Origin of the sequence: Bradyrhizobium sp. B117 (assembly GCF_038969555.1) — a bacterium.
Classification (GTDB): Bacteria; Pseudomonadota; Alphaproteobacteria; order Rhizobiales; family Xanthobacteraceae; genus Bradyrhizobium.
Map to the genome: position 1 here is coordinate 5,945,635 of NZ_CP152414.1, position 26,876 is coordinate 5,972,510.

Consider the following 26,876-nt stretch of genomic DNA (forward strand, 5'->3'; position numbering starts at 1 on the left):
TTTCGCTTCGCTCCATCCGGGCTACGGGCAAAGCCTCGCTATTTTCCAGCGAGGCTGCGAACGTGCTTGATAATTCCGGAAAAATCCACCCCGCCCTGGCCGGCTGCGTCGAAAGACTGATAGATCTCCTGCGCATGCTTGCCGAGCGGCGTCGCGGCGCCCGCGGCCTTGGCGGCGTCCTGCGCCAGGGTCAGGTCCTTCACCATCAGCGCCGAGGCAAAGCCCGGCTTGTAGTCGTTGTTCGCCGGCGAGGTCGGCACCGGGCCCGGAACCGGGCAATAGGTCGTGAGCGACCAGCACTGGCCTGACGAGGTCGAGGCGACGTCGAACAGCGCCTGATGCGAGAGGCCGAGCTTTTCGCCGAGCGCAAAGGCCTCGCTCACCGCGATCATGGAAATGCCGAGGATCATGTTGTTGCAGATCTTGGCCGCCTGCCCCGCGCCGGCGCCGCCGCAATGCACGATCTTCTTGCCCATCTTCTCCAGCACGGGCTTTGCCGCCGCGAATGCGCCCTCCTCGCCGCCGCACATGAAGGTGAGTGTCGCGCCCTTGGCGCCGCCGGTGCCGCCGGAGACCGGCGCATCCACCGAGAGCGCGCCGCTCTTGGCCGCGAGCGCGTGCGCCTGCCGCGCGCTCTCGACGTCGATGGTGGAGCTATCGATGATCAGCGCGCCCTTGGTCATGACAGGAACGACCTCGTTCCAGACGCCGAGCACATGCTTGCCTGCGGGGAGCATGGTGACGACGACATCGGCGCCCTTCACCGCGCCCGCGGCGCTGTCGGCGACGCCGGCGCCATCCGCCTTGGCCTGATTGCGCGAGGCCTCGACGAGGTCGAACGCCACCACCTTGTGGCCGGCCTTGACCAGATTGGCCGCCATCGGGCCGCCCATGTTGCCGAGACCGATGAATGCGATCGTGGCCATTGTCGTTTCCTCCGCTATAGCCTTGTTAATTGAATTTGAGCTCGTCGGCCCCGATCTCGGCGAGATATGGCGCCAGCATCTCTGGCGTCACGTCCTCGATCCGCGGCGGTGACCAGGTCGGGTTGCGGTCCTTGTCGATCACGGCGGCGCGCACGCCCTCGCGGAAATCGTCGCTGCGGAAGACTTCGCATGCGGCGCGATATTCGCGCACCAGGCATTCTTCCAGGTTCGAGGCGGTACGCGCGAGCCGCAGCAATTTCAGCGTCACCACCATGCCACGTGGCGATTTCTCTTTGAGCGTCTTCAGCGTGGCCAGCGCGAACTCCGAGCCGTCGCGCTCGAGCGCCGCAAAAATGTCTTCCATGCGATCGAAGCCGAACAGCGCGTCAATGATCGGCTCTTTCGCTGCGACCGGCCCCGCAGCCTCACCGGTCGTAAAACCGTTGACGAGCTTGGTCACGTCGGCCGCGCTTACGCCCGGGCGAACCTTCGTTAGCGCCTCGCGCAGCACCGGCCATTTGGCCGCCGGCACCACGGCATCCGCAAACTTGGCGTGGATCGCATCGGGGCCGTTCATGGTCTGGCCCGTGAGGCCAAAATAGGTGCCGATCTCGCCGGGCGAGCGCGACAACAGCCAGGTGCCGCCGACATCGGGGAAGAAGCCCAGCCCGACCTCGGGCATTGCCAGCTTGGTGCGATCGGTCACGACGCGATGGCTGGCGTGACCGGAGAGACCGACGCCGCCGCCCATCACGAGACCGTCCATGAACGCGACATACGGCTTAGGATATCTCGCGATCCGCGCATTCATGACGTATTCCTGGCGCCAGAACCGCGCGCCGAGATCGCCGCCTTCGCGCGAGCTCTCCCAGAGGCCGCGGATGTCTCCGCCCGCGCAGAGGCCGCGCTCGCCGGAGCCTTCCAGAATGATCAAGGCGACTTCAGGATCAGTCTCGAATCTATCGAGCGCCGCGTCGATGCCCTCGGACATCTCCAGCGTCATCGCGTTGATCGCCTTGGGACGGTTGAGCCGGATCACGCCCGCCGCGCCCTCGCGGCGAACGATGAGATCGCCCTCCTCCACAGCACTCATCGCGCGCCCTCGATCAGTTTGCGCGCCACGATGAGCCGCATGATTTCATTGGTGCCTTCGAGGATCTGGTGCACGCGCAGATCGCGCACGATCTTCTCGATGCCGTATTCGCTGAGATAGCCGTAGCCGCCGTGCAGCTGCAGCGCATGGTTGGCGACCTCGAAGCCGACATCGGTGCCGAAGCGCTTTGCCATCGCGCACAGCATGGTGGCGTCGGGGTCCTTGCGGTCGAGCGCCGCCGCGGCGCGCCACAGGAAGGTGCGTGCGGCCTCGAGCTCGATCGCCATGTCGGCAAGGCGGAATTGCAGGGCCTGGAATTCGTCGAGACGTTTTCCAAACGCCTTGCGTTCCTTCATGTAGGCGCGCGCCTTGTCGAGCGCCGTTTGGGCGCCGCCGAGCGAACATGCGGTGATGTTGAGACGGCCGCCGTCGAGGCCGGCCATCGCGATCTTGAAGCCAACACCCTCTTCGCTGAGCCGGTTGGCAACCGGCACGCGGGCGTTCTCGAACATCACGGCGCGGGTCGGCTGCGCGTTCCAGCCCATCTTGCGCTCATTGGCGCCGAAGGAGACGCCCGGCGTCTTGCCGTCGATGACGAGGGTCGAGATACCGCCGGGGCCATCGCCGCCGGTGCGCACCATGGCGACCAAAAGGTCGGTGCCGCCGGCACCCGAGATGAACTGCTTCTGGCCGTTGAGGACGTAGCAGTCACCGTCGCGCACGGCGCGGGTGCGCAGCGCCGCCGCGTCGGAGCCGGCGCCCGGCTCGGTCAGGCAATAGCTCGCGATCAGCTCCATGCTGCACAGCTTCGGCAGCCATTGGTGGCGCTGGGTGTCGCTGCCGAAGGCATCGATCATCCAGGACGCCATGTTGTGGATGGAGATGAAGGCCGATGTCGTCGGGCAGCCCGTCGCCAGCGCCTCGAAGATCAGCGCCGCGTCGAACCGGCTCATCGCGGATCCGCCGACATCGTCGCGGATGTAGATGCCACCCATACCAAGGCTTGCTGCCTCGCGCATGACGTCGACGGGGAAATGCTTCTCCTCGTCCCAGCGCAAGGCGTGCGGCGCGATCTTCTCGGCCGCAAACGCCAACGCCATGTCGCGAACCGCGACCTGATCCTCGTTCAGAGCGAACTGCATGCTGCCGCCTACCCTTTCACTCCATCGTCATTGCGAGCCACCGGGTCCGCGCGAAGCGCGGCCCGATGACGGGCTCCGCGAAGCGATCCAGCATCCCTCCGCGGAGACAGTCTGGATTGCTTCGTCGCAAGAGCTCCTCGCAATGACGGCTGAGGAACCTTACTTCATCAGCGGGATCGAGAACTCCGCACCTTCCTTGACGCCGGACGGCCAGCGCGAGGTCACCGTCTTGGTCTTGGTGTAGAAGCGGACCGAGTCCGGGCCGTGCTGGTTGAGATCGCCAAAGCCGGACTTCTTCCAGCCGCCGAAGGTGTAATAGGCGATCGGCACCGGGATCGGCACGTTGATGCCGACCATGCCGACATTGACCTTGGCCGCGAAGTCGCGCGCGGCGTCGCCGTCGCGGGTGAAGATGGCAACGCCGTTGCCGTAGTCATGATCCGACGGCAGCGCCAGCGCTTCCTTGTAGTCGTGCGCGCGCACGACCGAGAGCACGGGCCCAAAGATCTCTTCCTTGTAGATCCGCATGTCCTTGGTGACGTTGTCGAACAGCGAACCGCCGAGATAGAAGCCCTTTTCATAGCCCTGCATCTTGAAGCCGCGGCCGTCGACGGCGAGCGTCGCGCCTTCCTTGATGCCGATGTCGATGTAGCTCTTGACCTTCTCGACAGCTTCGCGCGTCACCAGCGGACCATAGTCAGCGGACGGATCGATCGAGGTGCCGATCTTGAGGCTCTCGACGCGCGGGATCAGCTTTTCCATCAGCCGGTCGGCGGTGGACTTGCCGACGGGAACGGCGACGGAGACCGCCATGCAGCGCTCGCCGGCCGAGCCGTAGCCGGCGCCGATCAGCGCGTCGACGGCCTGGTCCATGTCGGCGTCGGGCATCACGATGGCGTGGTTCTTGGCGCCGCCGAAGCACTGGCAGCGCTTGCCGGTCTGGGCCGCGCGCTCATAGATATATTGCGCGATCGGCGTGGAGCCGACGAAGCCGACGGCCTTGATGTCGGGGTCGTCGAGGATGGCGTCGACCGCCTCCTTGTCGCCGTTGACGACGTTGAGGATGCCGGCCGGCAGGCCCGCTTCCATCATCAGCTCGGCGAGCAGCATCGGCACGCCAGGATCGCGCTCCGACGACTTCAGGATGAACGCATTACCGCAGGCGATTGCGGGCGCGAACTTCCACATCGGGATCATGGCCGGGAAGTTGAACGGGGTGATGCCGGCGACGACGCCGAGCGGCTGGCGCATCGAATAGATGTCGATGCCGGGGCCGGCGCCTTCGGTGTACTCGCCCTTCATCAGGTGCGGGATGCCGCAGGCGAATTCCGCGACCTCGAGGCCGCGCTGAATGTCGCCCTTGGCGTCAGGCACGGTCTTGCCGTGCTCGCGCGCGAGCAGCTCGGCGAGCTTGTCGTAATCGCGCTGCACCAGCTCGACGAACTTCATCATCACGCGGGCGCGGCGCTGCGGGTTGGTCGCGGCCCACTCGGGCTGCGCTGCGCGCGCGTTCTCGACGGCGGCGCGGACTTCGGCCTTGGACGCCAGCGCGACCTTGGCCTGCACGTCGCCGGTCATCGGCTCGAAGACGTCGGCGGTGCGGCCCGAGGTACCCTTGACCTCCTTGCCACCGATGAAATGTCCGACTGAACGCATGGAATGATCTCCTTGAGGCCTGATCCGCTTTGACAAATCCTATCGACCTGCATTTTATAGGATTCAAGTCTGAGATATTGCACCATAGATGTGCGAAAATGCTGGATCAAGGTAGCATCGACTGGGACGACTTTCGCTTCGTGCTGGCCATCGTACGGGGCGGCTCGGTGTCGGCTGCGGCCAAACAGCTCGGGGTCGACCATGCCACCGTGATCCGCCGCGTCGACCGGCTGGAGAAGCACCTGTCGGCCAAGCTGTTCGACCGGCGCAAGACCGGCTACCTGCTCACCGAAGCCGGGCAGCGCGTCGCCGACAGCGCGGAAGCGATGGAATCCACCATCGTCGCCAACCAGGAGCAGGTCGGCGGCTCCGTGGCGCGGCTGACCGGCACGGTACGGATCGGCGCGCCCGACGGGTTCGGCACAGCCTTCCTGGCGCCGCGGCTGGCGCCCTTCGCGGACCGCTATCCCGATCTCGACCTGCAACTTGTAGCGACCGCGCGGCTGTTCAGCCTCTCCAAGCGCGAGGCCGATATCGCAATCAGCCTCACCATGCCGAAGGAAGGCCGCATCGTCGGCCGCAAGCTCCTGGACTACCGACTCGGGCTTTATGCCGCCCCCGCCTATCTCGACCGCTTCCCGACAATCGCCTCGCGGCAGGACCTGCCACAGCACCGCTTCGTCGGGTACATTGAGGAGCTGCTGTTCACGCCGGAGCTCGACTATCTGCCGCAGGTGTCGCCGCGGATCTCCGCCCGCTTCCGCAGCGCCAATCTGATCGCGCAGCTCAATGCCACCCTCTCCGGCTTCGGCATCGCGGTGCTGCCGCATTTCATGGCGAGCGATTACCCGCAGCTCGTCGCAGTCCTGCCGGAGGAGATCTCGATCACCCGGACGTTCTGGATGCTGATGCACGCCGATAGCAAGGACCTCGCGCGGATCAGGGCGGTGGCGGATTACATCGGGGAGATCGTCGAGCGCGAGCGGGCGTTGTTTGCGGGGCGGTGAGCACCGGTCCGTAGGGCGGGCAAAGCGACTTGTCCGCCGAAGCTCGCAGAGCGAAGGCGGAAGCGCGCCCACCAAATCTTTGCAATCATCGAAAGAACGTGGGCATGGCGCTGGCGCGCCTTTGCCCACCCTACGGCATCTCGCCTAGTTCTGCTTCTTTTTGGACGGTGCAGCCTTTACCGGCTCGCGCTTCGCGCCCTCCAGCGCGCTGTCCTTGCCCGCCTTCAGCACCTCGTCCGACAAGTCGCTGGAGCCGGCGATGCGCGCCAGCAGCATAGTGCCGGCCATCGTCGCCAGCGTCGCGATCGCCTGCTTGCGCGCGGCCTTGCGCGGCTGGTTCGGGATGAAGTCGGTCATCATCTCGATCATCTCGTCGAGCTTGCCGGCAAAGGCCTTTCGGGTCTTCGGGCTCTCGCGGGCGATCTCGGCCCCGAGCGCCGGAATCGAGCAGCCATGGCCGGGATTGTCGCGATGCAGCGCGGAGAGATAGGTCTCGACGATCTGGGCCAGCTGCTTTTCTGGCGCGACCTGATCGGACTGCTTGCGCCAGTGCTCCATCGAGCGGTCCATGGCGTAGGCGAAGGCCTCGATCACCAGCGCCTCGCGCGAGTCGAAATGCGCGTAGAAACCGCCATGGGTCAGGCCCGCCTCCTTCATGAGGTCGGCGACGCCGATGCCGTGGGCGCCCTTCTCGCGCAGCCGCACAGAGGCCTTCTTCACGATCCGATCGTGGGTTTCCTGTTTGTGTTCCCGGGAATAGCGCATGCGAGTCTCATTGAATGTCGGAGATCATCTCATAACACAGAAATCAACCAGGCGGTGCATTAATTCGTGTTCAGACATTGCCGATCATGGAAAAGGTTGCAGTTGCATGGACTGCGAGCGCGCCCTTGCCGTCGCGCACAAAACCCTCGGTGTAGCTGGTCTGGCGGCCCAGCTTGATGATCTTGCCTTCGGCCGAGATCAGCCCCGACCGTACCGACAGCGGGCGCAGGAACGTCATCTTCAGGTCGAGGGTCACGGACGATTGACCAGCCTCCAGCCGTGTCGAAATGGCGCATCCCATGGCGGTATCGATCAGCGCCGCCGCCGTCGCGCCATGCAGCAGCCCGATGGTATTTTCGAGATCCTCGCGCGGCTCCAGTTCCATGACGATTCGCCCTGGCGCGACCACGGCCATGACGAAGCCGATCAGCTTTGCGAAGGGCGGCGGCGGCAGCCGGCCGTCGCGGATGCCAAGCATGGCGTCCATGCCCGACAGCCCCATCGCCGCTTTCGCGACGGGCGCCGGCACCTGCCAATCCACCATGCGCTCACGCCGCTGCACCGGCGAAAACAGGTCGAGTTGATCAAGTTCGGTCATGGCGGCCCCTTTGTATGATATACGTCATACTATGTCACGGACTTCGCGCTGGCAACACTGTCCCTACCCCGCTTGACAAGCCGGCCGTTTCGGCCCGGAAGTGGATACCGACGCGCGCGCCTCGCGCCTGTCCACGAAACCTTCGAGATGCCCCGATGGAAATGCTCAACAATCACTGCGGCGTGACGCGCGATGCGCGCGGTGTCGTTCATGTCGCGATCTGCAACGCCGGCTCGCTCAACATTCTGGGCTCGCCCGTGACCGACGCGGTGCGCGAAGGCCTGCAGCAGCTTAGCTCCGACCGCAGCATCCGCGTCCTGGTGCTACGCGGCCAGAGCGAGAAGAGCATGATCGGCGGCGCCGACATCAAGGAGATGGCCAAGCTCGACCAGACGTCAGCCGAGGCCTTCATCAGCCGCCTGCGCGATCTCTGCGAAGCCGTGCGCCAGTTTCCGGCTCCCGTGATTGCGCGAATGCCGGGCTGGTGCCTCGGCGGCGGGCTCGAGGTCGCAGCCGCCTGCGACTTCCGCATCGCCGCGCATGATGCGCATTTCGGCATGCCGGAGGTGCGCGTCGGCATCCCCTCGGTGATCCACGCGGCCCTGCTGCCGCGCCTGATCGGCTGGGCCCGCGCGCGCTGGCTGGTGATGACGGCTGAGAACATCGACGCGGCAACGGCGCTGGCCTGGGGCTTGATCGACAAGGTCGCTCCGGCGGGAGGTCTGGATGCTGAAGTCGAGCACCTGGTCCAAGCCCTGCTCGAATGCGGCCCGGAGGCGTTGCGCTCGCAGAAGGCGCTGCTGCGGCAATGGGAGGAGCTGCCGCTGACGGAATCGGTGAATTTGAGCGTCAAGGTCTTTGGTGAGTCGTTCCTGACGGACGAGCCGACGCGGCTGATGCAGGCGTTCGTGAACAGGAAGCGGTAGACCTGCCGCCGAGTAGCAGCCGTCGCCACACCCAAGGTGTCATGCCCCGCGAAGGCGGGGCATCCAGTACGCCGCGGCGCCAGTTGCAAAAGCGAATTCGCCAACACGGGCCTCTGGAATACTGGATTGTCCGCCTTCGCGGACAATGACAGCGTCGTTTGGGGCGGCGGCTGCACTGACGCCGAAACACTGGCGTCGACCACCCCCCAAACGAACGACCAAATCTCATCCGACCCACGACATTTTCTCATCCCTCGCGCGGTTGCATTTTTTGCGCCGCATCATATGATGAACATAATCTTACACATCATCGCCAGGGAGTTTTGTCATGGCCGAAGCCGCCGATCCCGTCGTCATCGTCTCCGCCGCCCGTACCCCGCTCGGCCGCTTCATGGGCGAGCTGTCGCCTCTCCCCGCCCACAAGCTCGGCTCGCACGTGATCGGCGCCGCGCTGGAGCGCGCAAAGCTTGCGCCGGAAAAGATCGATGAGGTCTTCATGGGCTGTGTGCTGCCGGCCGGCCAGGGCCAGGCGCCGGCGCGGCAGGCCGCGCGCGCAGCTGGCCTGCCCGATGCCACCGGCGCCACCACGGTCAACAAGGTCTGCGGCTCCGGCATGAAAGCCACCATGCTGGCGCACGACATCATTCGCGCCGGCTCGGCCGAGATCGTCATCTCCGGCGGCATGGAGAGCATGAGCAACGCGCCCTATCTGCTACAAAAGGCGCGTGGCGGCTATCGCGCCGGGCACGACCGCATCATCGACCACATGATGATGGACGGCCTCGAAGACGCCTACGAGACCGGCCGCTCCATGGGTGATTTCGGCGAGGCCACCGCGGAGGCCTACCAGTTCACCCGCAAGGACCAGGACGCCTATGCGATGGAGACCCTCAGCCGCGCCCGCAAGGCGGTCGAGGGCGGCGCGTTCAAGGCGGAAATCGCGCCGATCACGCTGACCGAGAAAGCGGGTCCCCGCGTCATCGCCAATGACGAGCATCCGCTGAAGGTCGATCCGGCAAAAATCCCCGGGCTGAAGCCGGCGTTCCGCGCTAATGGCACCATCACGCCGGCCGCCTCCTCCGCCAATGCCGATGGCGCCGCCGCGCTGGTGCTGACGAAGCGCTCGCTGGCCGATCGCAATGGCCTGCGTGCCATCGCCGAGATCAAGGGCCACGCCACCCACAGCCAGGAGCCGCAATGGTTCACCACCGCGCCGATCCCGGCGATCCGCAAGCTGCTGGACAAGGTCGGCTGGGCTGCCTCCGACGTCGACCTGTTCGAGATCAACGAGGCCTTCGCCGTGGTCGCGATGGCGGCGCAGCGCGATCTCGGCATCCCCCGCGACAAGCTGAACATCAATGGCGGTGCGTGCGCGCTCGGCCATCCCATCGGCGCGACGGGCGCACGGCTGATCGTGACGCTGCTGCATGCGCTCGAGGCCAATAATCTCAAGCGCGGGGTCGCGGCGCTCTGCATCGGCGGCGGCGAAGCCACCGCGATCGCGGTGGAGCGGCTGACGCACTAAAGCGCGATGAGATCAGAATGAATCGTCATCGCGCTTTAGGTTATGGTTTGAGCATGATCTTTTCGGAAAACCGCTGCGCACTTTTCCGGATCATGCTCTAACGCCTGATGTTCTGAATTCCCCGATGTCCTGAATTGAGGGAAGTCTGTCATTTCAGACTTTCCCTTTCCGTGCCAGACTGCAACGATGACGCAGGTCTCCAAGACCTGCCAACCAAGATTGAGGCCCAATGATCTCGAACTGGCTCGCGGCGGCACTCGGCCGCCGCAATATCCACTACGGCTGGGTGATGGTCGGCGTGACCTTCCTCACCGCGCTGATCAGCGCCGGCACGGTTGGTGCGCCCGGCGTCTTCATCGTCCCGCTTCAGAAGGAGTTCGGCTGGAGCACGGCGGAGATCTCCTCCGCGCTGTCGATCCGCTTCATCCTGTTCGGGCTGATGGCGCCGTTCGCGGCCGCTCTGCTCAACCGCTACGGCCTGCGCAACGTCACGCTGGCGGCGCAGCTCATCGTCGTCTCGGCGCTGGTCGCTTCGCTCGGCATGACCCAGGTCTGGCAGCTCATCGCCCTGTGGGGCGTCGTGATCGGGATCGGCACCGGCATGACCGCGCTGGTGCTGGGCGCCACCATCGCAACGCGCTGGTTTGCAGCAAGACGCGGCCTCGTCGTCGGCATCATGACGGCGAGCGTCGCCACCGGCCAGCTCGTGTTCCTGCCGCTGCTCGCAAGCCTGACCGAACGCTACGGCTGGCGGCTTGCGCTCGGCTTCGTCTGCATCGCGCTCGGCGTATCGGCGATCGCTGTGCTGCTCGCGATGCGTGATCGGCCGAGCGACGTGGGCTTGCGTCCGTTCGGCGATGAAGGCACGGCACCCCTGCCCGCCCCGCCGGTCAACCATGGCTCGATCACGGGCGTGGCGCTCGGCACGCTGCGCGACGCCTCGAAGTCGAGCGCGTTCTGGATCCTGTTCGCGACCTTCTTCGTCTGCGGCGCCTCCACCAACGGTCTTGTCCAGGTGCACCTGATCCCGATGTGCCTCGATTTCGGCATCCCGCAGGTGCAGGCGGCGAGCCTGCTCGCTGCCATGGGCATCTTCGACTTCTTCGGCACCATCATGTCGGGCTGGCTCTCGGACCGCTACGACAACCGCTATCTGCTGTTCTGGTACTACGGCCTGCGCGGGCTCTCGCTGATCTTCTTGCCCTTCAGCGATTTCTCGTTCTACGGCCTCTCCGTCTTCGCGATGTTCTACGGGCTCGACTGGATCGCGACCGTGCCGCCGACGGTGCGTCTCACCGCGCAGAAGTTCGGACCCGAGCGCGCCAATCTGGTGTTCGGCTGGATCTTTGCCGGTCACCAGCTCGGCGCCGGCACCGCAGCGTTCGGCGCCGGCTTCTCGCGGACGGTCTATCAGAGCTATCTGCCTGCGTTCTTCATCGCCGGCGCGCTCTGCGTGTTCGCCTCGCTGATCGTGCTGGCGCTGTCGCGGCAGCCCAAGCCACAGCCGAAACCTGCAATGGCTTAGTATCTGATCGTGGTGGTGACGCCGAACACTGCGGCGTCACCGATCCGCGAGACACCGGTCGGATCGTTCGGATTGGGGATGCCGCCGGAGGGCCGCCACACGTATTGGAAGTAAGGTGCAATCAGCCAGCCCGGCTTGATGTGCGCCTCGTAGATCATCTCGAGCAAGGTCTCATTGCTGCGCACCGGCCCCTGCACGCCGGTGTAGAAATTGGTGTCGAGATCGAGATTGCGCGCCGTGTTCGAGATCCGCATATAGGCCATGGCCACGCCGAAACGGTCGAGCGGACGGCCCGGCGTGAAGCCGACGAAGCCGATGCCGCCGTCCAGATAAAGGTCGATCAGATTGCGATCCGGCGGGCTGTAGGCGATGCGGCCGAACGCGGTGACGCCGGGGAGCGAGGCTGAGGTGCTGTTCTCCTTGACCTCCGGTGGACGGTAGAGCACCTGCTCGACCACGGCGAAGATGCCGTAATTGCCATGAAGCTTGGCCGCAAGGCCGCTGCCGTCAGGGTCGGCGATCGATTGTCCCTCCGCCGTGAAGCGCTGGCTGTCGAACGAACCATAATGCTTCCACGCGCCGGGCGTGAAATTGCCGGCGAGCGGGCGGCCGCCGACATCGATGTCGTAGTTGAAGCGAACCTGGCCGATCACCCAGGGCGGATCGTTGACGCGGAATGCGAGGCCATGATGGTCGCGCAGCTGCGGATCCTGATCGCCCGGGCCGGACGGATCGCCGTTGAACACTGCACCGAACAGCGTGACCCGGTCCGACAGCGTGGCCTTGACGCGGATGCCGGGCACCGCGATCGGCGGCGCCGGGCCACCGGCCGGAAGGTTGCTCGCCTTGATCGCGGGCCAGCCGAAAGTGCCGTTGATGAAGAGATCGTCGGTCTCGCTGTCGAAGAACTCGACATCGGCGGCCTGCTGGCCAGCCCTGATGTTGAGGCGGTCGTTGAAGAAACTCTGCTCGAAATAGGCGTTGTAGAGCCGCTGGTCCGGCAGCGCCTCGATCTCGCTGATGGTCGCGAGATTGACCACGTAGTTGCGCGAGAGTCCCTGGCCATAGATCACGAAGCCATTGGCGTAGAAGCGGCCGCCGGTCCAGCCGACCAGCTTGTCGAGATCGGCATCGACCGACAGGTCGAGCCGGCCGAAATGGATGGCGCCGCGCTTCACGCCGCCGGCGACGTTGGCGATGTTATCCGCGATGTAGGTGGCGCCGAAGTTCAGGCCCTTGTTGGCGAGGCCGTCATGCCACTCGTTGAACCATTTCGGAAACAGCCATTCGGCCGCGCTCTCGTCCTTGGCGCCGGCGAATGCGTCCGTGCTCGCCAGGGCGAGCGCAATGGCGGCGGCGCCCTGCATCAGCAATCTATGGGCAGTCGCGATCACGGCAGGCTATTTTTTGAAGATGCCTGTGCGCCGCATGAACAGATAGGCCGCACCGACCGAGCAGATCATCAGCGCAGCCGCCCAGATGAATCCCTCGTCGACATCGGTGAGCGGCAGGCCTTTGGTGTTCATGCCGAAGATGCCGGTGATCAGCGTCGGCGGCAGCAGCAGCGAGGTCACGATCGAGAGCGTGTGGAGGTGGCGATTGCTTTCCTCCTCGTTCTTGAAGCGAAGCTCCTCCTCGAGCAGGCGGCTGCGCTCGCGCAGCTCGACGATGTCGTGGTCGAGGCCGTCGAGCCGCTGCGCCAGCTTGCCGGCATGGATGCGTAGCGCGGGCGCGAGATGGTCGGTGTTCTTCTGGTCGAGGCGGTGGAACAGCACGCGCAATCCGGTGAGCTGGCGATGCAGCCTGACGCAGGTCCGGCGCAGCCGGCCGAGATTGCGACGCATCTCGGGCTTGGCGTCATCGGCAAGAATGCGCTCCTCGATGTCGTCGATCTCCTGGCCGAGCTTGTCGACCATCCGGTCGAGCGTGTCGGCGACCTCGTCGACGATCTTCTCCAGGAGATGGGCGACATTGTCGACGCGGTAGCCGCCTTCGAGCACGCGCCGCGTCGCATCCGCCGAGCACAACGCCTGATGGCGGCCGGAGACCAGCAAATGCTCGGTCATGGCGAAGCGCAGGAACGCGGTTTCTTCCGTCGCGCTGTCGATCTCGCGCACGAGATCGGAGAACACGCCGTAGACGCAATGGTCGATGACGTGGAGCTGCTGGAACGTATCGTTCGACAGCAGCAGCTCGCGCGCGAGCGGTGGCAGCGGCGATGCCGCGATCCACGGCCGCACGCGACCATCTGTCAGGTTGAAATGCAGCCAGAGCCGTCCATCATGGCTGAACTCGATCGGCCGGTCGATCGGCAGCGCCTCGGCGCTGCCGTCGGCGTGCAGGCGAAACGCCCAGACCAGGCCGGGAATGGCGGGCTCTGTGTTCTCTATCGCGCTGACAAGCTTTGCCGGCTCAGCCATGGCCAACCCCAACCGTCAACAGATGCCCCGCTCCGGAAGATGGCTGACGGCATCTTCCGGACCCACGGGTACTCAATTACGGCTTTGTTACAGTTTGATGATGGCGAGCCGCCCTACTCGGCGGCCAGCCCCGTCGCGGCGGCTTCGGCTTCCTTGACATAGTCGTGCACGACGCGGCCGAACGGCAGCGTCAGGTCGGCGATGTAATGGTGCGCGCCGAGGCAGCGGCGAACCGGGAAGTCGGCAACCGGCGCATTGACGTGCGGCACCAGATGCAGCCGGCCCGGCCCCATCCACGAGCCCTTCGGCACGATGTCGATCAGGTTGATCGCAACGAGCTGGCAGACCTCGAGGCAGCCATCGACGCCGGGGATCATCTTCAGATTAACTTGCGTCTTCGACAGCGTCGCGCGGGTGAGATCGCCGTTGCCGGCCATGCTCTCGTGCTTGTAGCCCATCGTGCCCATAGCGACGAGCTGGCCGGCATATTCCAGCGTGCCGGTCAGCGTGTCCTTGACGATCTCGAGCTTGGGGTGGGCATACTTCTTGGGAAAGCCCCAGATCTCGCGGCCGGCGGCGATCGGCGGATCGTCGTCCAGATACATCTGCGAGACGAAGTTCACCTCCTCGCCGTTGAGGCGCGCGGGGATGACGAGGCCGGACTCGGTGTAGCTGCCGAAGCCGGAGGAGTCCGGCATCTTGATCCATTCGTAATGCACGATCGGCTGGTCGATCGGCTCGAGCGGCTCAGGCAGGCCGGCGCGGATCAGGTCCGGGTCGGTCTCGTAGGTGATGACCAGGAATTCGCGGTTGACGAAGCGGTACGGGCCGGCCGGATAGCTCGGTCCCGCAGCCGGCATGGACGGAAGTCTCAGCACGTCTTCCCTGCGCATCATGATCTCCTGTGTGATGCCTCTGTGACGCTGGCCCGGCGGCTCACGGATATTATGCAAATTGCTAGCCGCCGTCATTGACTGCGATGTGAAGGATTTCCGTCAGCCGCGCGACCCGCCGCCATTCCGGCTGCGGCCACCGTGCATGCGGACGATGCATCGGCGCCGCAATTGTCATCAGGCCGTCACCGCGGGACGCAATCGTCCGGAATAGGCAGGAGGCATCACCATGGACGCCCGTACGTCGCAACCGACACATTCGACACATCAGCCCCCTTCGCGCGGCTGGAGGCCCGAGCGCTGCGATCGCGTCGCGCTGGTGTTGCAAGGCGGCGGCGCGCTCGGCGCCTACCAGGCCGGCGTCTACCAGGCGCTACATGAGGTTGGCATCGAGCCCGACTGGGTCTGCGGTGTTTCGATCGGTGCGATCAATTCCGCCATCATCGCCGGCAACAAGCCGGAGAAGCGGCTGGAGGCGCTGCGCATCTTCTGGGAGCGCATCACCAACCGCAAGATCTGGCACTACACGCCCGATGGCGACGTCTTCCGCCAGTGGCGCAATCTCACCAGCGCCTGGATGACGTCGGCGATGGGCCAGCCCGGCTTCTTCACCCCGCACCAGATCAATCCCTGGTTCAGCCCGGTCGGCGCCAGGACCGCCACCAGCTATTACGACACGATGCCGCTGAAGGAGAGCCTGCTCGAGCTCGTCGACTTCGACCTCATCAACGAGAAGAAGGTCCGCTTCGCGGTCGGCGCGGTCAACGTGCTCTCCGGCAACTTCATCTATTTCGACAACGCCCATGACGAGATCGAGCCGGAGCACATCATGGCCTCCGGTGCCCTGCCCCCGGCGCTGCCGATGGTGCGGATCGGCACCGATCATTTCTGGGACGGCGGCATCGTCTCCAACACGCCGCTGCAGCACCTGCTCGACCAGGAGGACGCGCTCAACTCGCTGGTGTTCCAGGTCGACCTGTTCAGCGCCCGCGGCGTGCTGCCACGCTCGATCCAGGACGTGATGGCCCGCCACAAGGACATCATGTATTCCTCGCGGACGCGCCACAACACCGACGTCTACCGCCGCACCCACAATCTCAAGGTCCTGCTCTACAAGGCGCTGGCGAAGCTGCCGGAGGAGCAGCTGTCCGACGAAGAGCGCAAGCTCAAGGCGAGCCTGCGCAACATGCCGGAGATCGCGATCCTGCATCTGATCTACCAGCAGAAGGCCTATGAGGGCGATGCCAAGGACCACGAGTTCTCGGGCACCTCGATGCGCGAGCACTGGACCAGCGGCTACGAGGACACCAAGCGCACGCTGAAGCGCCGGGACTGGATCAAGATGCCGGAGGAAGGCATGGGCCTCGTGGTGCACGACGTGCACCGGGAGACGGAGAGCGCGTGAGAGGCGCGCCTCGCACGAGGTGCTCCAAACCAAAAGTTCGAAAACAACCCCATGCACAGTAGCCGAGGCATGGCGGGTCAATGACTTACCGCGTACGCCGCGCCATTTGACACGTCGGGCAAAACACCGGCATATTGGCATCATCGCAGGACTGCGCGGGACGCTCGTGTCTGGGCATCAATGGACACGTCGCGGAGTGTCCTCGGGCCGCGCGCAAACACCCGGCTCATGCACCAAAGATCAATAAGCTGCGCTAGGTCCTAGCAGCACGCCAGCGAAGCCCGGCACCGAGGTTTCGGTTACGCGAAGCGCCTGCAATCTCTACCGCGCGGCTTCGTCAATGGTGCTGACGGTAATCCCCCGGAATTGCTGTTGCGCCTGGCCCGGTCTGGGATGTGTCATTCAACGCATCCACTTCGAGACAGACGGCTGCCCTGCAGCCGCGTCGTACATCGGGTCTGGAGATGATCATGCGCAACATAGCATCGGTGATGGCAATCGTGATCTCGTTGAGCGCGCCGGCTTTGGCCCAGAAGGCCGAGATCGACGCAAACAATGCGAAATGGATCGAACTGTTCAACAAGGGCGATTTTGCCGGGATTGCGTCCCTTTACACCGCCGACGCGATCGCATTCCCGCCCGGCTCCGCGATGGTGCAGGGCCGAACAGCCATCGAGGCAATGTGGAAAGGCATGGCTGAACGAGCGACCGATCCGAAGCTCACAACGGTGGACGTCAAACCGCTTGGCCCTTCCGCGGCACGCGAGATCGGCACGTTCGTCCTGAAGACCAAGGGATCGGCACCGCAGGAAATCACCGGCAAATATGTCGTTGTGTGGGAGAAAGTCGGAGACGACTGGAAGCTCGCCACCGACATCTGGAACGATGGCAAATAGCCCTCTTACGGTTTGCAGGTCCGTTCTGCGCCGGAAGGGAAGAATCGGGACCGTGCCCGAGGACGGCGCGTTGGATCAAACCGACGCACCGGTTCATTGGCCGTTGTTATTCGAGCCGCCGGCGCTATCGTGCGCCTGCGGCACAGCCGCGACATTCATCCGATAATTCTAGTGATGGGAGAATCGCATGAAATTCATAACCACCTGGAGCGTACCCCAAGGCACCTTCAATGCAGCCGTCGCCCGCTTTCTGGAGACCGGTGGCGCGCCACCCGAGGGCGTCAAGATGCTGGGTCGTTGGCATGGCATGAATGGACAGGGATTTGCGATCTCTGAATCGAGTGATCCAAAAGCCATGTATCGTTGGCTCGCGCAATGGTCTGACCTGCTCCCATTGACCGTTACGCCTTGCCTCGAGGACGGAGACGCGGGAGAGGTGATGGCGTCGCTCCCCAAACGGTGACCGTCAAGCGTTGATCATCGATACCCACGTCGCTGCCGCCGCCGAAACCGGCGGCAGTGACATGCTCGCCAGCGACGACGCCGCCCCTACGGGCGCGCCGTTGCCCAGGACATCATGAGCTGGGCTTATTATGTGCTGATGGATGGTGCGTTCCTTCGCAACCAGCCGTAAGTCCCGAGCGTTCGTCGCCGCCCGAGCGGACGCGCCGGTCATCACCTGGTTCGCTCTTTCAGGGGTGCTCGTTCGCTCTCTTCAGAGAAGTGGAGACTCTTGATGATCATTGTCAATGAAAGTGCGATGAATAACCAGAGCAGCAGGCTCACCGCCCCGCCGATTAGCAGGCCACGAAAGACGCGTATCCCGTCATCCTCGTCAACGTGCTTCGGGTGCTTGTGACGCGTATGGCGATCGCGGATCGGATCGATTTCACCCATCCGCAATGCAAGGATCGTCCGGTCAAGTACTTCAAGAGTGAATTCAGTGTACCTCCTTCGAGGTACCTCATTCGCTCAGCGATGCCGGCCGGCACTCCGCCGGAAATTCGGTAAATCATCGGTCGATTCGGCAGGCTCCCGGCTTCGCGCTCAGGCGCCGCCCCCGTCGCCGGGTTACGTTTGCTGTTCATCTCTGGTCAGCGCTTCAAGTCGATCCAATTGACCTGCCAAACCAGCAAAGCTTCTCGCAATATTCTTCATCATGAAAGCGCGGTCTTTGGAGATGCCGGATTTTTGAGAAAGTGTTCTGTATCGCTGTGCCAGTTCCAAGCATTGCGCGGCAGTAACCATTTGGCCTCCAAGGCTCGATTTCGCCCGAGGGATAAAAAGCAACAACCCCTCGAGCAGCGGCTTGGTTCCCTGCCTGTACGCAATCGAACCTGGCAGCGGCGGTCCAAGGGAAACGGGTCGCGACATAAGCCCAGGCAGCGCGATGCTCGCGAGCCTCTCGGCAAGGCCGCGGAAGACGTGCGGACCTGTAACGAGGCAGCAACGGGACCGGTGAGCCTCCGCCTCCGCGCGGCCGTCGACCAACGGCGATGGCCTGCGAAGACAGGCGAGCGGCACAAGAGGCGCCCCGGCGTGACCGGCTGATCGTCGTTGTTCTCTCTGCGGGTCGGCACACCAAGCCGGTCCACAGGTTCTTGCCATATTGCCGTTAGACTCGCCGCCTCAAACGTGGACAATGGCCGAAAGCGCTTCGCGCGCAGTGCACACCAAGATGCGCCAGAGGAAACAAAATGCCGGCTGCCTTCCCGTCATCCGTCCCCGCTATCCCGACCGCTCCCTTGACCGCCTCCCTGCGCGATGCGCTGCGCGCGATCGTGGGCGACAAGGGCCTGATCGAGGACGAGCATGGCAAGCAGCCGTTCGTGACGGACTGGCGCGGATCGCTGGTCGGCGGTGCCGGCGCCGTCGTGCGTCCCGGCAGCACCGAGGAAGTCTCGCAAGTGGTGCGGCTGTGCCATGAGCACGGTGTCGCCGTCGTGCCGCAAGGCGGCAATACCGGCCTGATGGGCGGAGCCACACCCTGGCCCGCGCACACCGGCATCGTGCTGTCGCTCGGCCGTATGAACCGTGTGCTGGAGGTCGATCCCGTCGGTTACGCGATGACGGTCGAGGCCGGCTGCGTCTTGCAGACGCTTCAGGAGACCGCAAGCCAGCACGACAGGTTCCTGCCGCTCAGCCTCGGAGCCCAGGGCTCGTGCATGATCGGCGGCAACCTCTCGACCAATGCCGGCGGCGTGCAGGTTCTGCGCTATGGCAATGCCCGCAACCTCGTCCTCGGCCTCGAGGTCGTCCTCGCCAACGGCGATGTCTGGGATGGACTACGCGCGCTCAAGAAGGACAACACGGGCTACGACTTGAAGCACCTTTTCATGGGCGCCGAAGGCACGCTCGGCATCATCACCAAGGCCGTTCTCAAGCTGTGGCCGGCGCCGAAGGACGTCTGCACGGCATGGCTGGCGATCCGCGATCCGCGCGCGGCACTGGAAATCCTGTCCGACGCGCATGCGGCGTCCGAGGACAATGTCGGCTCCTGCGAGCTGATGAGCCGTGCCGCGATCGACATGGTGCTGCGTCATATTCCCGGCACCCAGGATCCGCTGAAGGCGGAGACCCAATGGTACCTCCTGCTCGAATGGTCGTCGGCGCGCCCGCGCCAGGACGGGGCCGACGGCATGTCCGAGAGGATGGAGCAATTCCTCGCCGATCAGCTCGAGGCCGGCCGCGTGCGCGACGCGGCGATCGCGCAGACGGTCAGTCAGTCGCGCAACATGTGGCGCATCCGCGAGAGCGTCGCCGAGGGCTCGCGGGCCGAGGGTCCGGGCCTCAGCTACGACGTCTCGGTGGCGATCTCCAAGATTCCTGATTTCATCGACAGGGGGCTCAAGGCCGTACTCGACATTCTCCCGAGCATCCGCCCCTACCCGCTCGGGCACATCGGCGACGGCAATCTGCATTTCTCGTTCATGGGACCGAAGGGCATGGATCAGCAGACGCTGAACCAGTACACCGCCGCCATCACGCGGGCCGTGAACGACCTCATCACCTCCATGGGCGGCTCGATCTCGGCGGAGCACGGCATCGGCATCGACAAGCTCGACGAGCTCAGCCACTACCGCTCGAAGACCGAGCTCGACATCATGCGCACCATCAAGCGCGCGCTCGATCCGCAGAACATCATGAATCCCGGCAAGGTGCTCCGGCTGTGATGACGCCGGGCACCCGCCATTGTCTCAGCTGCGCGGGTTGACGATCGTATAGCCCCGCAAGGAGCGCGCGTGCATGCGCGTGGCGTGCCCGCCGGAATTGGCGTCATAGGCCATCCACATATCGCCTCCGAGGTGCTGTTCCAGGACGAACACATGCCCCCGCCTCGCCGCGACCATCCCCGGCGCCGGCGCTGTGCGCGGGAAGCGCAGCCAGTTCGAGGCGAGATTCAATTCCGGCACGACACGACCGAACACGCGCAGGGACGCGCCGCAGCCGCAAAACGATGAGGGACAGCCGGCCGGTCGGCCGCCGACGATGCGCTCGCCGGACGCGACGATCGTGGTGGCGGTGTTGCCTGCATCGGTCAATGTCATTTGGGTAGAACGATAGGCTTGCAACGAATGCCTGGGAGACCGCTCGCGCCGCGTTTGCGCATACGAGAAGTCGCAGGGCATGGTGACGTTGCATTCAGACGCCTGGAGAGCGCGATAATGCCGCGCTTGCGAGGCCGCGGAAGTGACGATAACGATGATGCACGCGGAAAGAACTTGCTTGATCATTGCAGGACTCTGAGTTGGAGGGTCCTGCCCCGCTCGGGAGAGATCAATAAAGGTTTGGCCGAAATGGGCCTAAAGGGCGGCGGAAAAACCGCTTCAACTTGGGCACTTAACTTAGATTATGTTCAAAGTGTTCGGTTCGTGGCGCGATTTGAACATGCATGGATCGAGCTCGAGCTGCGACGAGGCGGAGGAGCTCCGCGCCGAAGCCGCCAGCGCAAGGACCGACCGCAGCGCTGACGCTGCGGCGTGTCCGGGCGAGGATGCCCGCCGCTACTGCATCATCGTGGCCGCGATCTTCTCAGCCGACATCAACACTGGAAAATTGGTGTTGGCGCACGGCACCACCGGGAAGATCGAGGCGTCGACGACGCGCAGGCCCTGGATGCCTTTGACCCGGCCTTGGCTGTCGACCACCGCCATCGGGTCATCGGCACGGCCCATCCGGCATGAGCAGGAGGCGTGCCACACGCCGATGGTCGCCTTGCGCACGAAGGCTTCCAGCGCCTCGTCGTCGTTGATCACCTGGTCGAAGGTAAAACCTTCGACGACGAAATTGTCGATCATGTAGTGGCGCAACGCCGCGGGCCCGTCCATCAGCGTCGCGGCGATCTTGGTCAAAATCCTGTTCTTGGTATTGACCACGCCGATCTTGCGGACCTTGTCGGTATAGGCAGCCGGGAACGGCTTGTCCGTCACCTTCCTGACAATGTCGCTCATCTGAATGGCCGCCATCTTGCGGAAGCCGCTCATCAGGCGATCGAGATCGCGGCGGTCGGACAGCAGATTGAACTCGACGATCGGTTCGGCCGAGGGATCACGGGAGGCGAGCTTGACCTGTCCGGTCTCGGAATAGGTCTTGTTCACGAAAGTCAGTAGCGACCCGATCTGCTCGCCGACGGCGTGCCAGGCCGATTTGCTCAGCAGGACGACAAACATGTCGCCCTTCGGCACGCCTTCGAGCCCGGACGAATAACGCAGGCCGAGCTGCATATGGCGCCTGGTGTGCTCGTTCATGCGCGCGCCGCGGCGTACGAAGGACGACAGCGAGATCGAGGGATGATCCATCAGGCGCTGACCAACGCCGGCAAGGCCCATCAGGACGGGAATGCCCATATCCTTGAGGTGGCCGACCGGGCCGATGCCGGCGCGCAGCAGATGCGCCGGCGAATGGATGGCGCCGCTGGAGAGGATGATCTCACGGCCCCGGAATTCCTGCTCCCGGCCGTCGACCAGCGCCTTCACGCCGACGCATTGCGTGCCTTCGAACAGCAGCTCTCTCACCTGCGTGTTGGTGGAGATGGTGAGGTTGGCGCGCTGGCGCGTGCCGCGATCGAGATAGCCCATCGCGGCCGAGACGCGCTGCTCGGCCTGGTTGGAATGCGTCACCGGGAAATAGCCGTCCACGAACTCGCCGTTCTGATCGGCGACGAATTGATGGCCGGCCTGGTGGAAGGCGTCGGCGAAGGCCTGCGAATGTCTTGTCCAGTGCTCGCGCGGAATGCGGCGCACGGGAATTCGGCCATCCTTGCCGTGATACGGGCCGTCGAAATCGAGGTCACGTTCGACTCTCTTGAAGAACGGCAGCACGTCCTTCCACGTCCACCCCTCGGCGCCGCGTGCGTCCCATTCGTCGTAATCGGTCGGCGCGCCGCGATTGGCCATCTGGCCGTTGATCGACGAGCCGCCGCCGAGCACGCGCGCCTGTTCGTATTTGCGCAAGGGCGGACGGGCTTCGTTGGGATTGTTGTGGCTAACGACCTGGGTCGTCACCTTGAGCTCGGTCCAGTGGAAGCGCGGGTCGAAATAGGCCGTGCCCGGATAGCTGTCCCTGATCTCGGCCGGCTCGTTGCCGGGCGGCGTGTCCTGTCCGGCTTCGCACAGCAGGACCTTGTTGGCGCTCCTGGCGGAGAGCCGGTGGGCCAGCACGGAGCCCGCCGAGCCGCCGCCCACGATGATGTAGTCGTACACGATTGGCGCTTCCTCTTGTTCTTGTTGGCGGAGCTTAGCGTGTTTTTTGAGATTCTGGATTGGTTCGCTGCGCTCGCAATGATTTGCGTCTACGGCCTGATCGTCATGTTCTCCGGTGGTCCAGGTTTCCGCAGCGGCTCGGCCAGCCGCGCGAATTCGCATAGCAGCGACCGCGTCTTGCGGGGATCGATGATCTCCTCGACCCAGAATTTTTCGGCCGAGCGGAACGGCGAGCGCAGCTTGTTCAGCCGATCCTCGATCTCGCGGAGCTTGGCCGCCTTGTCCTCGGCCGCGTCGAGGTCCGCGCGGTAGGCCGCCTCGATGCCGCCTTCGAGCGGCAGCGAGCCCCAATAGGCCGACGGCCAGGCGTAACGGATCGAGAAGCGGTCGGCGGGCTGATGCACCACACCGGCGACACCGAAGGCGTTGCGCAGGATCACGGTGCACCAGGGCACGGTGGTCTGGTTGACCGCGGCCATGGCGCGGACGCCGTGACGGATGGTCGCGGCCTTCTCGGCGTCGAGGCCGATCATGAAGCCGGGGCAGTCCATGAGATAGACGATCGGCAGATGGAAGGTTTCCGCGAAGTCGACCCAGCGCACCACCTTCTGGCAGGCATCGGCCGTCCACGAGCCGCCGTAATGGAAACTGTCGCTGGCGAGCACCATCACCGCCCTGCCCTCTAGCCGGGCGAGACCGACAATGATCGGTTTGCCAAAGTTCCTGGCGACCTCGAAGAACGAGCCCTTGTCGACGACCGACTCGATGATCGGCCGCATCTTGTAGACCTGCTTGCGGTTGCGCGGCACCGCGTTCATCAGCGCTTCGTCGCTACGTTCAGGATTGTCGGCGCAGGGCAAGGTCGGCGGCAGCTCGTAGACCGACGACGGCAGATAAGACAGGAAGCGTCGCGCGCAGGCGAACGCCTCCTCCTCGGTATCGACGGCATGATCGATCGCGCCGGCGCGGGTCTGGATGTCGGCGCCGCCGAGCTCCTCCTTCGAGAGATCCTGTCCCAGCGCCTTCACCACCGGCGGGCCCGCGACGAACATCGCGGACTTCCGCGTCATGATGGAATAGTGGCTGGCGGCAAGCCGCGCGGCGCCTAAGCCCGCAACCGAGCCGAGGCCGAGCGCGACCACGGGCACACGCGACAGGTTTTCGGTCGTGAAGCGATACCAGCGCGTGCCGCCGATGCCGCCCGGCAAGTTGGCCGCGCCCTTGGTCTCGATGGTCTTGACCGAGCCGCCGCCGCCGGAGCCCTCGATGATGCGGATGATGGGCAGGCGGAAGTCGTGCGCCATCTCCTCCGCCATCAGAGGCTTTGCCGAGATCGACGCATCGGCCGAACCGCCGCGTACCGTGAAATCGTCGCCGACGACCACCACGGTGCGGCCGTCGACCCGCGCGCGGCCGAACACGCAGTTCGCAGGCGTCAGTTTCTTCAGATCGCCGTTGGAATCGTACTCGCCGATGCCGGAGACGGCACCGATCTCGTGGAAGCTGCCTTTGTCGATCAGTCTGTCGATACGTTCCCGAACAGTCAGCCGGCCCTGGTCATGCTGTCGCTTGACCTTGTCAACGCCGCCCATCTCCCGCGCGAAGGCTTCGCGCCGGGCGAGCTCGTCGAGTTCCGGCTTCCAGTTCATTCACTCCCTCCGAATGGATCGGCTTGTTATTGTTGTGCACGGCCATGGCGACCGGTTTGCGCGAGATACGGTTGTTGAAGGCGTCGCCTTCCGCGCCCTCCATCAGGCTGCCGAGCGAGCGGCCGAGCGCGAGCATCAGCGGCGCGACCTCGGCATGCAGACGCTCCTCGTCGTACATCGCCGACAGGAGCCCGATCGTGATGACGACGAAGGTCTGGTATTGCGGCGACCAGATCGGCACCGCGAGGCCATTGATGTGCGGGCTCCACAGGCCGCAGGCCACGACATAGCCGCGCTCGCGCAGCGACTGACGGTTGGCCTCGATGCGGGGCTTGAGGATCTTCACAGCCTCGGGCGCTTCCCGCTTCATCTCCGCGATGAAGGCATCGCCGACTTCCGGCGCCAGTGCCGCCGTGTAGGCCGCACCGGCGGCGGTCGACGCCATCGAGATGCGGCTGCCGGTGCCCTCGTGCAGGCCGAGCGCCGCGGCCGAGCGCGCGAACTGGAGATAGACCAGATGGAAGCGATCGGGAACGACGAAGCCGACCGTGCCCGGAAGCTGCTCGGCGACTTCCTGGAGCCGCTGGCGGATCATGCTGCGCAGCTGCGCGCCCTTCATCATCGAGGCGCTCATCGCCACCGCGCTCGGGCCGATGCGATATTTCTGATCGCGCGGCAGATAGACCAGCTGGCCCATGCGGGTCAGCGTGTGCGTGAGCCGCGACACCGTCGATCGCGGCAAGCCGCAGCGATTTGAAATCTCGAGATTGCCGAGCCTCGCCTCGTGGCCCTCGAAGCATCGCAACACGTCGAACGCGCGCGACACCACCTGGATGACATCGCCCTCGCCGGCGTCGCCAGCGAGCGCACCTTGCCTACTCAACCGCTCGGATCGTCGTCCCATGTTCCCTACCGTTTGTTCCGCTCTGCGGAATTAAATTCCACTTGCAGACGACGCTACCTCAGGCATTTTGCGACGACAACAAAAAGGCGATGGCATGCCAGAAATTAAGATCATCACGGAGGTCGCGGGACGAATCTGCGCAACTCCCGTGCAAGTTGGAGGAACCGTTGTGGATGGTGATGACGTTGTAGTCGTCGAAGCGATGAAGATGGAAATTCCGGTGCCTGCGCCCGCGAACGGCACGATCACATCGCTCCTCGTCAAGCTGGATGACGTCGTTGCCGAAGGACAGGCGATCGCGATTATCGCGAACTGAGTGCATTCTCCGTCGTTTCCGCGACAATCTGTCAGTCGCATTCCAGCATGCTCGGGACGGCGTTGCCATCGCCTGATCGCGATGACATGATCTGTTTCAAAACAAACTCTGTTTCAAACAAAGAACGAAAACTCTTCGCGGCAAACGTGAGGATCATTGGAGGGAAACATGCTTCGTGGGCTGGTCATGCTCGCGCCTGCCTTGGTTGCGGGCATTTCATTTGTGTCTACACGCTATGCATTCGCCGAAGACATCAAGCTGCCGGCGACATTGACCTTCACCGCCTATGACACCGGCACCGCCGGCTTCAACATCGCGGTCGGCGTCGGCAAGATGATGAAGGACAAATACGGCACCGACGTCCGCGTGCTGCCCGCAGGCAACGATGTTGCGCGGCTTGCACCGCTACGCGCCAAGCGCGCAGCATCATCGGCGATGGGATCTGGCACCTATTTCGCGCAGGAAGGCGTGTTCGAGTTCGGCGCAAAGGAATGGGGCCCGCAGCCGCTCCAGATCATGCTCTCGACGGTCGATTGCAATTGCGGTTCGCTTGGTGTCGCAGCCGACACCGGCGTGAAAGAATTGAAAGACCTGAAAGGCAAGCGCGTCGGCTTCGTGGTCGGCTCGCCCGCGCTGAACCAGAATTCGCTCGCGGTGCTCGCCTTCGCCGGCCTGACGCAGAAGGACGTCAAGGCCGTCGAGTTCGCCAGTTACGGCGCGATGTGGAAAGGCCTGATCAACAACGACGTCGATGCCGCCTTCGGCACCACCATCACCGGCCCCGCCAAGGAAGCCGAGACCTCGCCGCGCGGCCTGATCTGGCCGCCGCTGCCCGCCAAGGACAAGGAGGGCTGGGCGCGGATGCAGAAGGTCGGCTCGTTTTTCTTCCCGCAAGTCGCGACCTGCGGCGCCGGCATCTCGCCCGACAAGCCGGTCGAGCTCGGCAACTACCCCTACCCGATCTTCGTCGCCTACGCCTCGCAACCGGCTGACCAGGTCTATGCGATGACGAAAGCGATGATCGCGAATTACGATGCCTACAAGGACTCTGCGCCCGGCGCCGGCGGTCTCGCCGCCGACCGCCAGACCAAGAACTGGGTGGTGCCGGTGCATCCCGGCGCGGTGAAGGCGCTGAAGGAAGCCGGCCAATGGTCGGATGCGCAGGAGGCGCACAACAACAAGCTGTTCAAGCGGCAGGAGGTGTTAGCTGCCGCCTGGACGGAGTACGGCAAGTCCAATCCGCCGTCGGACGAGAAAGCCTTCCTCGACGGCTGGATGAAGGCGCGCGCCGCCGCGCTGGCGAAGGCCGACATGCCGAACGGGTTCGAGGATTAGCGCGAGATGGGCTCGTTCGATGCTACGCGCGAGGTGCGCTCCCTCCCCCGCTTGCGGGGGAGGGTTGGGGAGAGGGTTTCTCCACGGCGGGATTCCCCCAGAGGAGAGAGCCCTCACCCGGCGCTGCGCGCCGACCTCACCCGCAAGCGGCAGAGGTTCAGGAGCCCGCGGCCCGACCGCTTCAAGCAACTGC

25 protein-coding genes are annotated in these 26,876 nt (G+C 64.5%); 10 read left to right on the plus strand and 15 right to left on the minus strand.

The genetic code is table 11. The features are described from left to right. Positions 1-38: 38 nt before the first annotated feature. From mmsB to AAFG16_RS29210, 4 genes are all read right to left on the minus strand, one after another. Positions 39-926 (minus strand): 3-hydroxyisobutyrate dehydrogenase, encoded by an 888-nt coding sequence (gene mmsB / locus AAFG16_RS29195; protein WP_342730826.1) that lies wholly within the window; start codon positions 924-926, stop codon positions 39-41. A 25-nt stretch (positions 927-951) separates the two neighbouring features. Then, positions 952-2,019, minus strand: a complete 1,068-nt coding sequence (locus AAFG16_RS29200) for an enoyl-CoA hydratase/isomerase family protein (protein ID WP_342730828.1) — start codon at positions 2,017-2,019, stop codon at positions 952-954. Further along, complete coding sequence (locus tag AAFG16_RS29205) at positions 2,016-3,161, minus strand: isobutyryl-CoA dehydrogenase (protein ID WP_342730830.1); 1,146 nt, start codon at positions 3,159-3,161, stop codon at positions 2,016-2,018. Before AAFG16_RS29205 ends, AAFG16_RS29200 begins: the two co-directional genes overlap by 4 nt. 159 nt (positions 3,162-3,320) lie before the next feature. Then, the gene (locus tag AAFG16_RS29210) at positions 3,321-4,817 is read right to left on the minus strand and encodes a CoA-acylating methylmalonate-semialdehyde dehydrogenase (protein WP_342730832.1); all 1,497 of its coding nucleotides are present in this window, start codon (positions 4,815-4,817) and stop codon (positions 3,321-3,323) included. 98 nt (positions 4,818-4,915) lie between these two features. Here AAFG16_RS29210 and AAFG16_RS29215 point away from each other — a divergent pair, with 98 nt between their 5' ends. Continuing rightward, on the plus strand, positions 4,916-5,824 hold the full coding sequence (locus tag AAFG16_RS29215) for a LysR family transcriptional regulator (protein WP_283079940.1): 909 nt from the start codon (positions 4,916-4,918) through the stop codon (positions 5,822-5,824). Between the two features lie 144 nt (positions 5,825-5,968). On the opposite strand, the gene AAFG16_RS29220 is transcribed toward AAFG16_RS29215, so the two are convergent. Beyond that, a complete protein-coding gene (locus AAFG16_RS29220; protein WP_283079941.1) occupies positions 5,969-6,589 on the minus strand; it encodes a TetR/AcrR family transcriptional regulator in 621 nt (206 codons plus the stop codon). Between the two features lie 70 nt (positions 6,590-6,659). Then, complete coding sequence (locus AAFG16_RS29225) at positions 6,660-7,187, minus strand: PaaI family thioesterase (protein WP_342730835.1); 528 nt, start codon at positions 7,185-7,187, stop codon at positions 6,660-6,662. A 155-nt stretch (positions 7,188-7,342) separates the two neighbouring features. Here AAFG16_RS29225 and AAFG16_RS29230 point away from each other — a divergent pair, with 155 nt between their 5' ends. From AAFG16_RS29230 to AAFG16_RS29240, 3 genes are all read left to right on the plus strand, one after another. Beyond that, entirely contained in the window at positions 7,343-8,113 is a 771-nt protein-coding gene (locus tag AAFG16_RS29230) for an enoyl-CoA hydratase (RefSeq protein WP_342730837.1), read from the plus strand. Positions 8,114-8,441: 328 nt separating this feature from the next. Next, entirely contained in the window at positions 8,442-9,638 is a 1,197-nt protein-coding gene (locus AAFG16_RS29235; RefSeq protein WP_342730839.1) for an acetyl-CoA C-acyltransferase, read from the plus strand. A 229-nt stretch (positions 9,639-9,867) separates the two neighbouring features. Further along, on the plus strand, positions 9,868-11,163 hold the full coding sequence (locus AAFG16_RS29240; protein ID WP_283079945.1) for an MFS transporter: 1,296 nt from the start codon (positions 9,868-9,870) through the stop codon (positions 11,161-11,163). On the opposite strand, the gene AAFG16_RS29245 is transcribed toward AAFG16_RS29240, so the two are convergent. The 3 genes from AAFG16_RS29245 to AAFG16_RS29255 all read right to left on the minus strand — a co-directional run bounded on the left by AAFG16_RS29245 (position 11,160) and on the right by AAFG16_RS29255 (position 14,476). Next, the gene (locus tag AAFG16_RS29245; protein WP_342730841.1) at positions 11,160-12,557 is read right to left on the minus strand and encodes a carbohydrate porin; all 1,398 of its coding nucleotides are present in this window, start codon (positions 12,555-12,557) and stop codon (positions 11,160-11,162) included. The two genes, AAFG16_RS29240 and AAFG16_RS29245, sit on opposite strands and share 4 nt — an antisense overlap. Positions 12,558-12,563: 6 nt before the next feature. Next, complete coding sequence (locus AAFG16_RS29250; RefSeq protein ID WP_342730843.1) at positions 12,564-13,583, minus strand: transporter; 1,020 nt, start codon at positions 13,581-13,583, stop codon at positions 12,564-12,566. Between the two features lie 113 nt (positions 13,584-13,696). Further along, on the minus strand, positions 13,697-14,476 hold the full coding sequence (locus tag AAFG16_RS29255) for an acetoacetate decarboxylase (protein ID WP_342730845.1): 780 nt from the start codon (positions 14,474-14,476) through the stop codon (positions 13,697-13,699). Between the two features lie 229 nt (positions 14,477-14,705). Between AAFG16_RS29255 and AAFG16_RS29260 the strand changes: the two genes are divergently transcribed. The 3 genes from AAFG16_RS29260 (at position 14,706) to AAFG16_RS29270 (ending at position 17,240) form a co-directional block, all read left to right on the plus strand. Next, a complete protein-coding gene (locus tag AAFG16_RS29260; RefSeq protein ID WP_342730847.1) occupies positions 14,706-15,881 on the plus strand; it encodes a patatin-like phospholipase family protein in 1,176 nt (391 codons plus the stop codon). A gap of 470 nt (positions 15,882-16,351) precedes the next feature. Then, positions 16,352-16,777 carry an SgcJ/EcaC family oxidoreductase gene (locus AAFG16_RS29265; protein WP_342730849.1) on the plus strand — a complete coding sequence of 142 codons (426 nt, stop codon included), beginning with the start codon at positions 16,352-16,354 and terminating at the stop codon, positions 16,775-16,777. Positions 16,778-16,964: 187 nt separating this feature from the next. Further along, positions 16,965-17,240 (plus strand): DUF3303 family protein, encoded by a 276-nt coding sequence (locus tag AAFG16_RS29270; RefSeq protein WP_018319867.1) that lies wholly within the window; start codon positions 16,965-16,967, stop codon positions 17,238-17,240. Positions 17,241-17,452: 212 nt separating this feature from the next. Here the strand turns inward: AAFG16_RS29270 and AAFG16_RS29275 are convergent, their stop codons facing one another. Continuing rightward, positions 17,453-17,674 carry a hypothetical protein gene (locus AAFG16_RS29275; RefSeq protein WP_283079951.1) on the minus strand — a complete coding sequence of 74 codons (222 nt, stop codon included), beginning with the start codon at positions 17,672-17,674 and terminating at the stop codon, positions 17,453-17,455. Between the two features lie 174 nt (positions 17,675-17,848). Then, positions 17,849-18,025 (minus strand): hypothetical protein, encoded by a 177-nt coding sequence (locus tag AAFG16_RS29280; protein ID WP_283079952.1) that lies wholly within the window; start codon positions 18,023-18,025, stop codon positions 17,849-17,851. A 449-nt stretch (positions 18,026-18,474) separates the two neighbouring features. Here AAFG16_RS29280 and AAFG16_RS29285 point away from each other — a divergent pair, with 449 nt between their 5' ends. Then, positions 18,475-19,950, plus strand: coding sequence for an FAD-binding oxidoreductase (locus AAFG16_RS29285; RefSeq protein ID WP_342730855.1), 1,476 nt, complete (start codon positions 18,475-18,477; stop codon positions 19,948-19,950). A 24-nt stretch (positions 19,951-19,974) separates the two neighbouring features. On the opposite strand, the gene AAFG16_RS29290 is transcribed toward AAFG16_RS29285, so the two are convergent. The 4 genes from AAFG16_RS29290 to AAFG16_RS29305 form a co-directional block, all read right to left on the minus strand. Beyond that, positions 19,975-20,511 (minus strand): hypothetical protein, encoded by a 537-nt coding sequence (locus AAFG16_RS29290; protein ID WP_342730857.1) that lies wholly within the window; start codon positions 20,509-20,511, stop codon positions 19,975-19,977. A gap of 270 nt (positions 20,512-20,781) precedes the next feature. Next, the gene (locus tag AAFG16_RS29295) at positions 20,782-22,479 is read right to left on the minus strand and encodes a GMC oxidoreductase (protein WP_342730859.1); all 1,698 of its coding nucleotides are present in this window, start codon (positions 22,477-22,479) and stop codon (positions 20,782-20,784) included. Positions 22,480-22,568: 89 nt separating this feature from the next. After that, complete coding sequence (locus AAFG16_RS29300; RefSeq protein ID WP_342730861.1) at positions 22,569-24,128, minus strand: carboxyl transferase domain-containing protein; 1,560 nt, start codon at positions 24,126-24,128, stop codon at positions 22,569-22,571. Beyond that, complete coding sequence (locus tag AAFG16_RS29305; RefSeq protein ID WP_342730863.1) at positions 24,058-25,032, minus strand: helix-turn-helix domain-containing protein; 975 nt, start codon at positions 25,030-25,032, stop codon at positions 24,058-24,060. The genes AAFG16_RS29300 and AAFG16_RS29305 overlap by 71 nt, the downstream gene beginning before the upstream one ends. A gap of 94 nt (positions 25,033-25,126) precedes the next feature. Here AAFG16_RS29305 and AAFG16_RS29310 point away from each other — a divergent pair, with 94 nt between their 5' ends. Together AAFG16_RS29310 and AAFG16_RS29315 are read left to right on the plus strand one after the other, a co-directional pair. Beyond that, the gene (locus AAFG16_RS29310; protein WP_342730865.1) at positions 25,127-25,348 is read left to right on the plus strand and encodes an acetyl-CoA carboxylase biotin carboxyl carrier protein subunit; all 222 of its coding nucleotides are present in this window, start codon (positions 25,127-25,129) and stop codon (positions 25,346-25,348) included. Between the two features lie 168 nt (positions 25,349-25,516). Then, positions 25,517-26,683: a TAXI family TRAP transporter solute-binding subunit gene (locus AAFG16_RS29315; protein WP_342730867.1), complete on the plus strand. Its 1,167-nt coding sequence runs from the start codon at positions 25,517-25,519 to the stop codon at positions 26,681-26,683. Positions 26,684-26,876 lie beyond the last annotated feature (193 nt).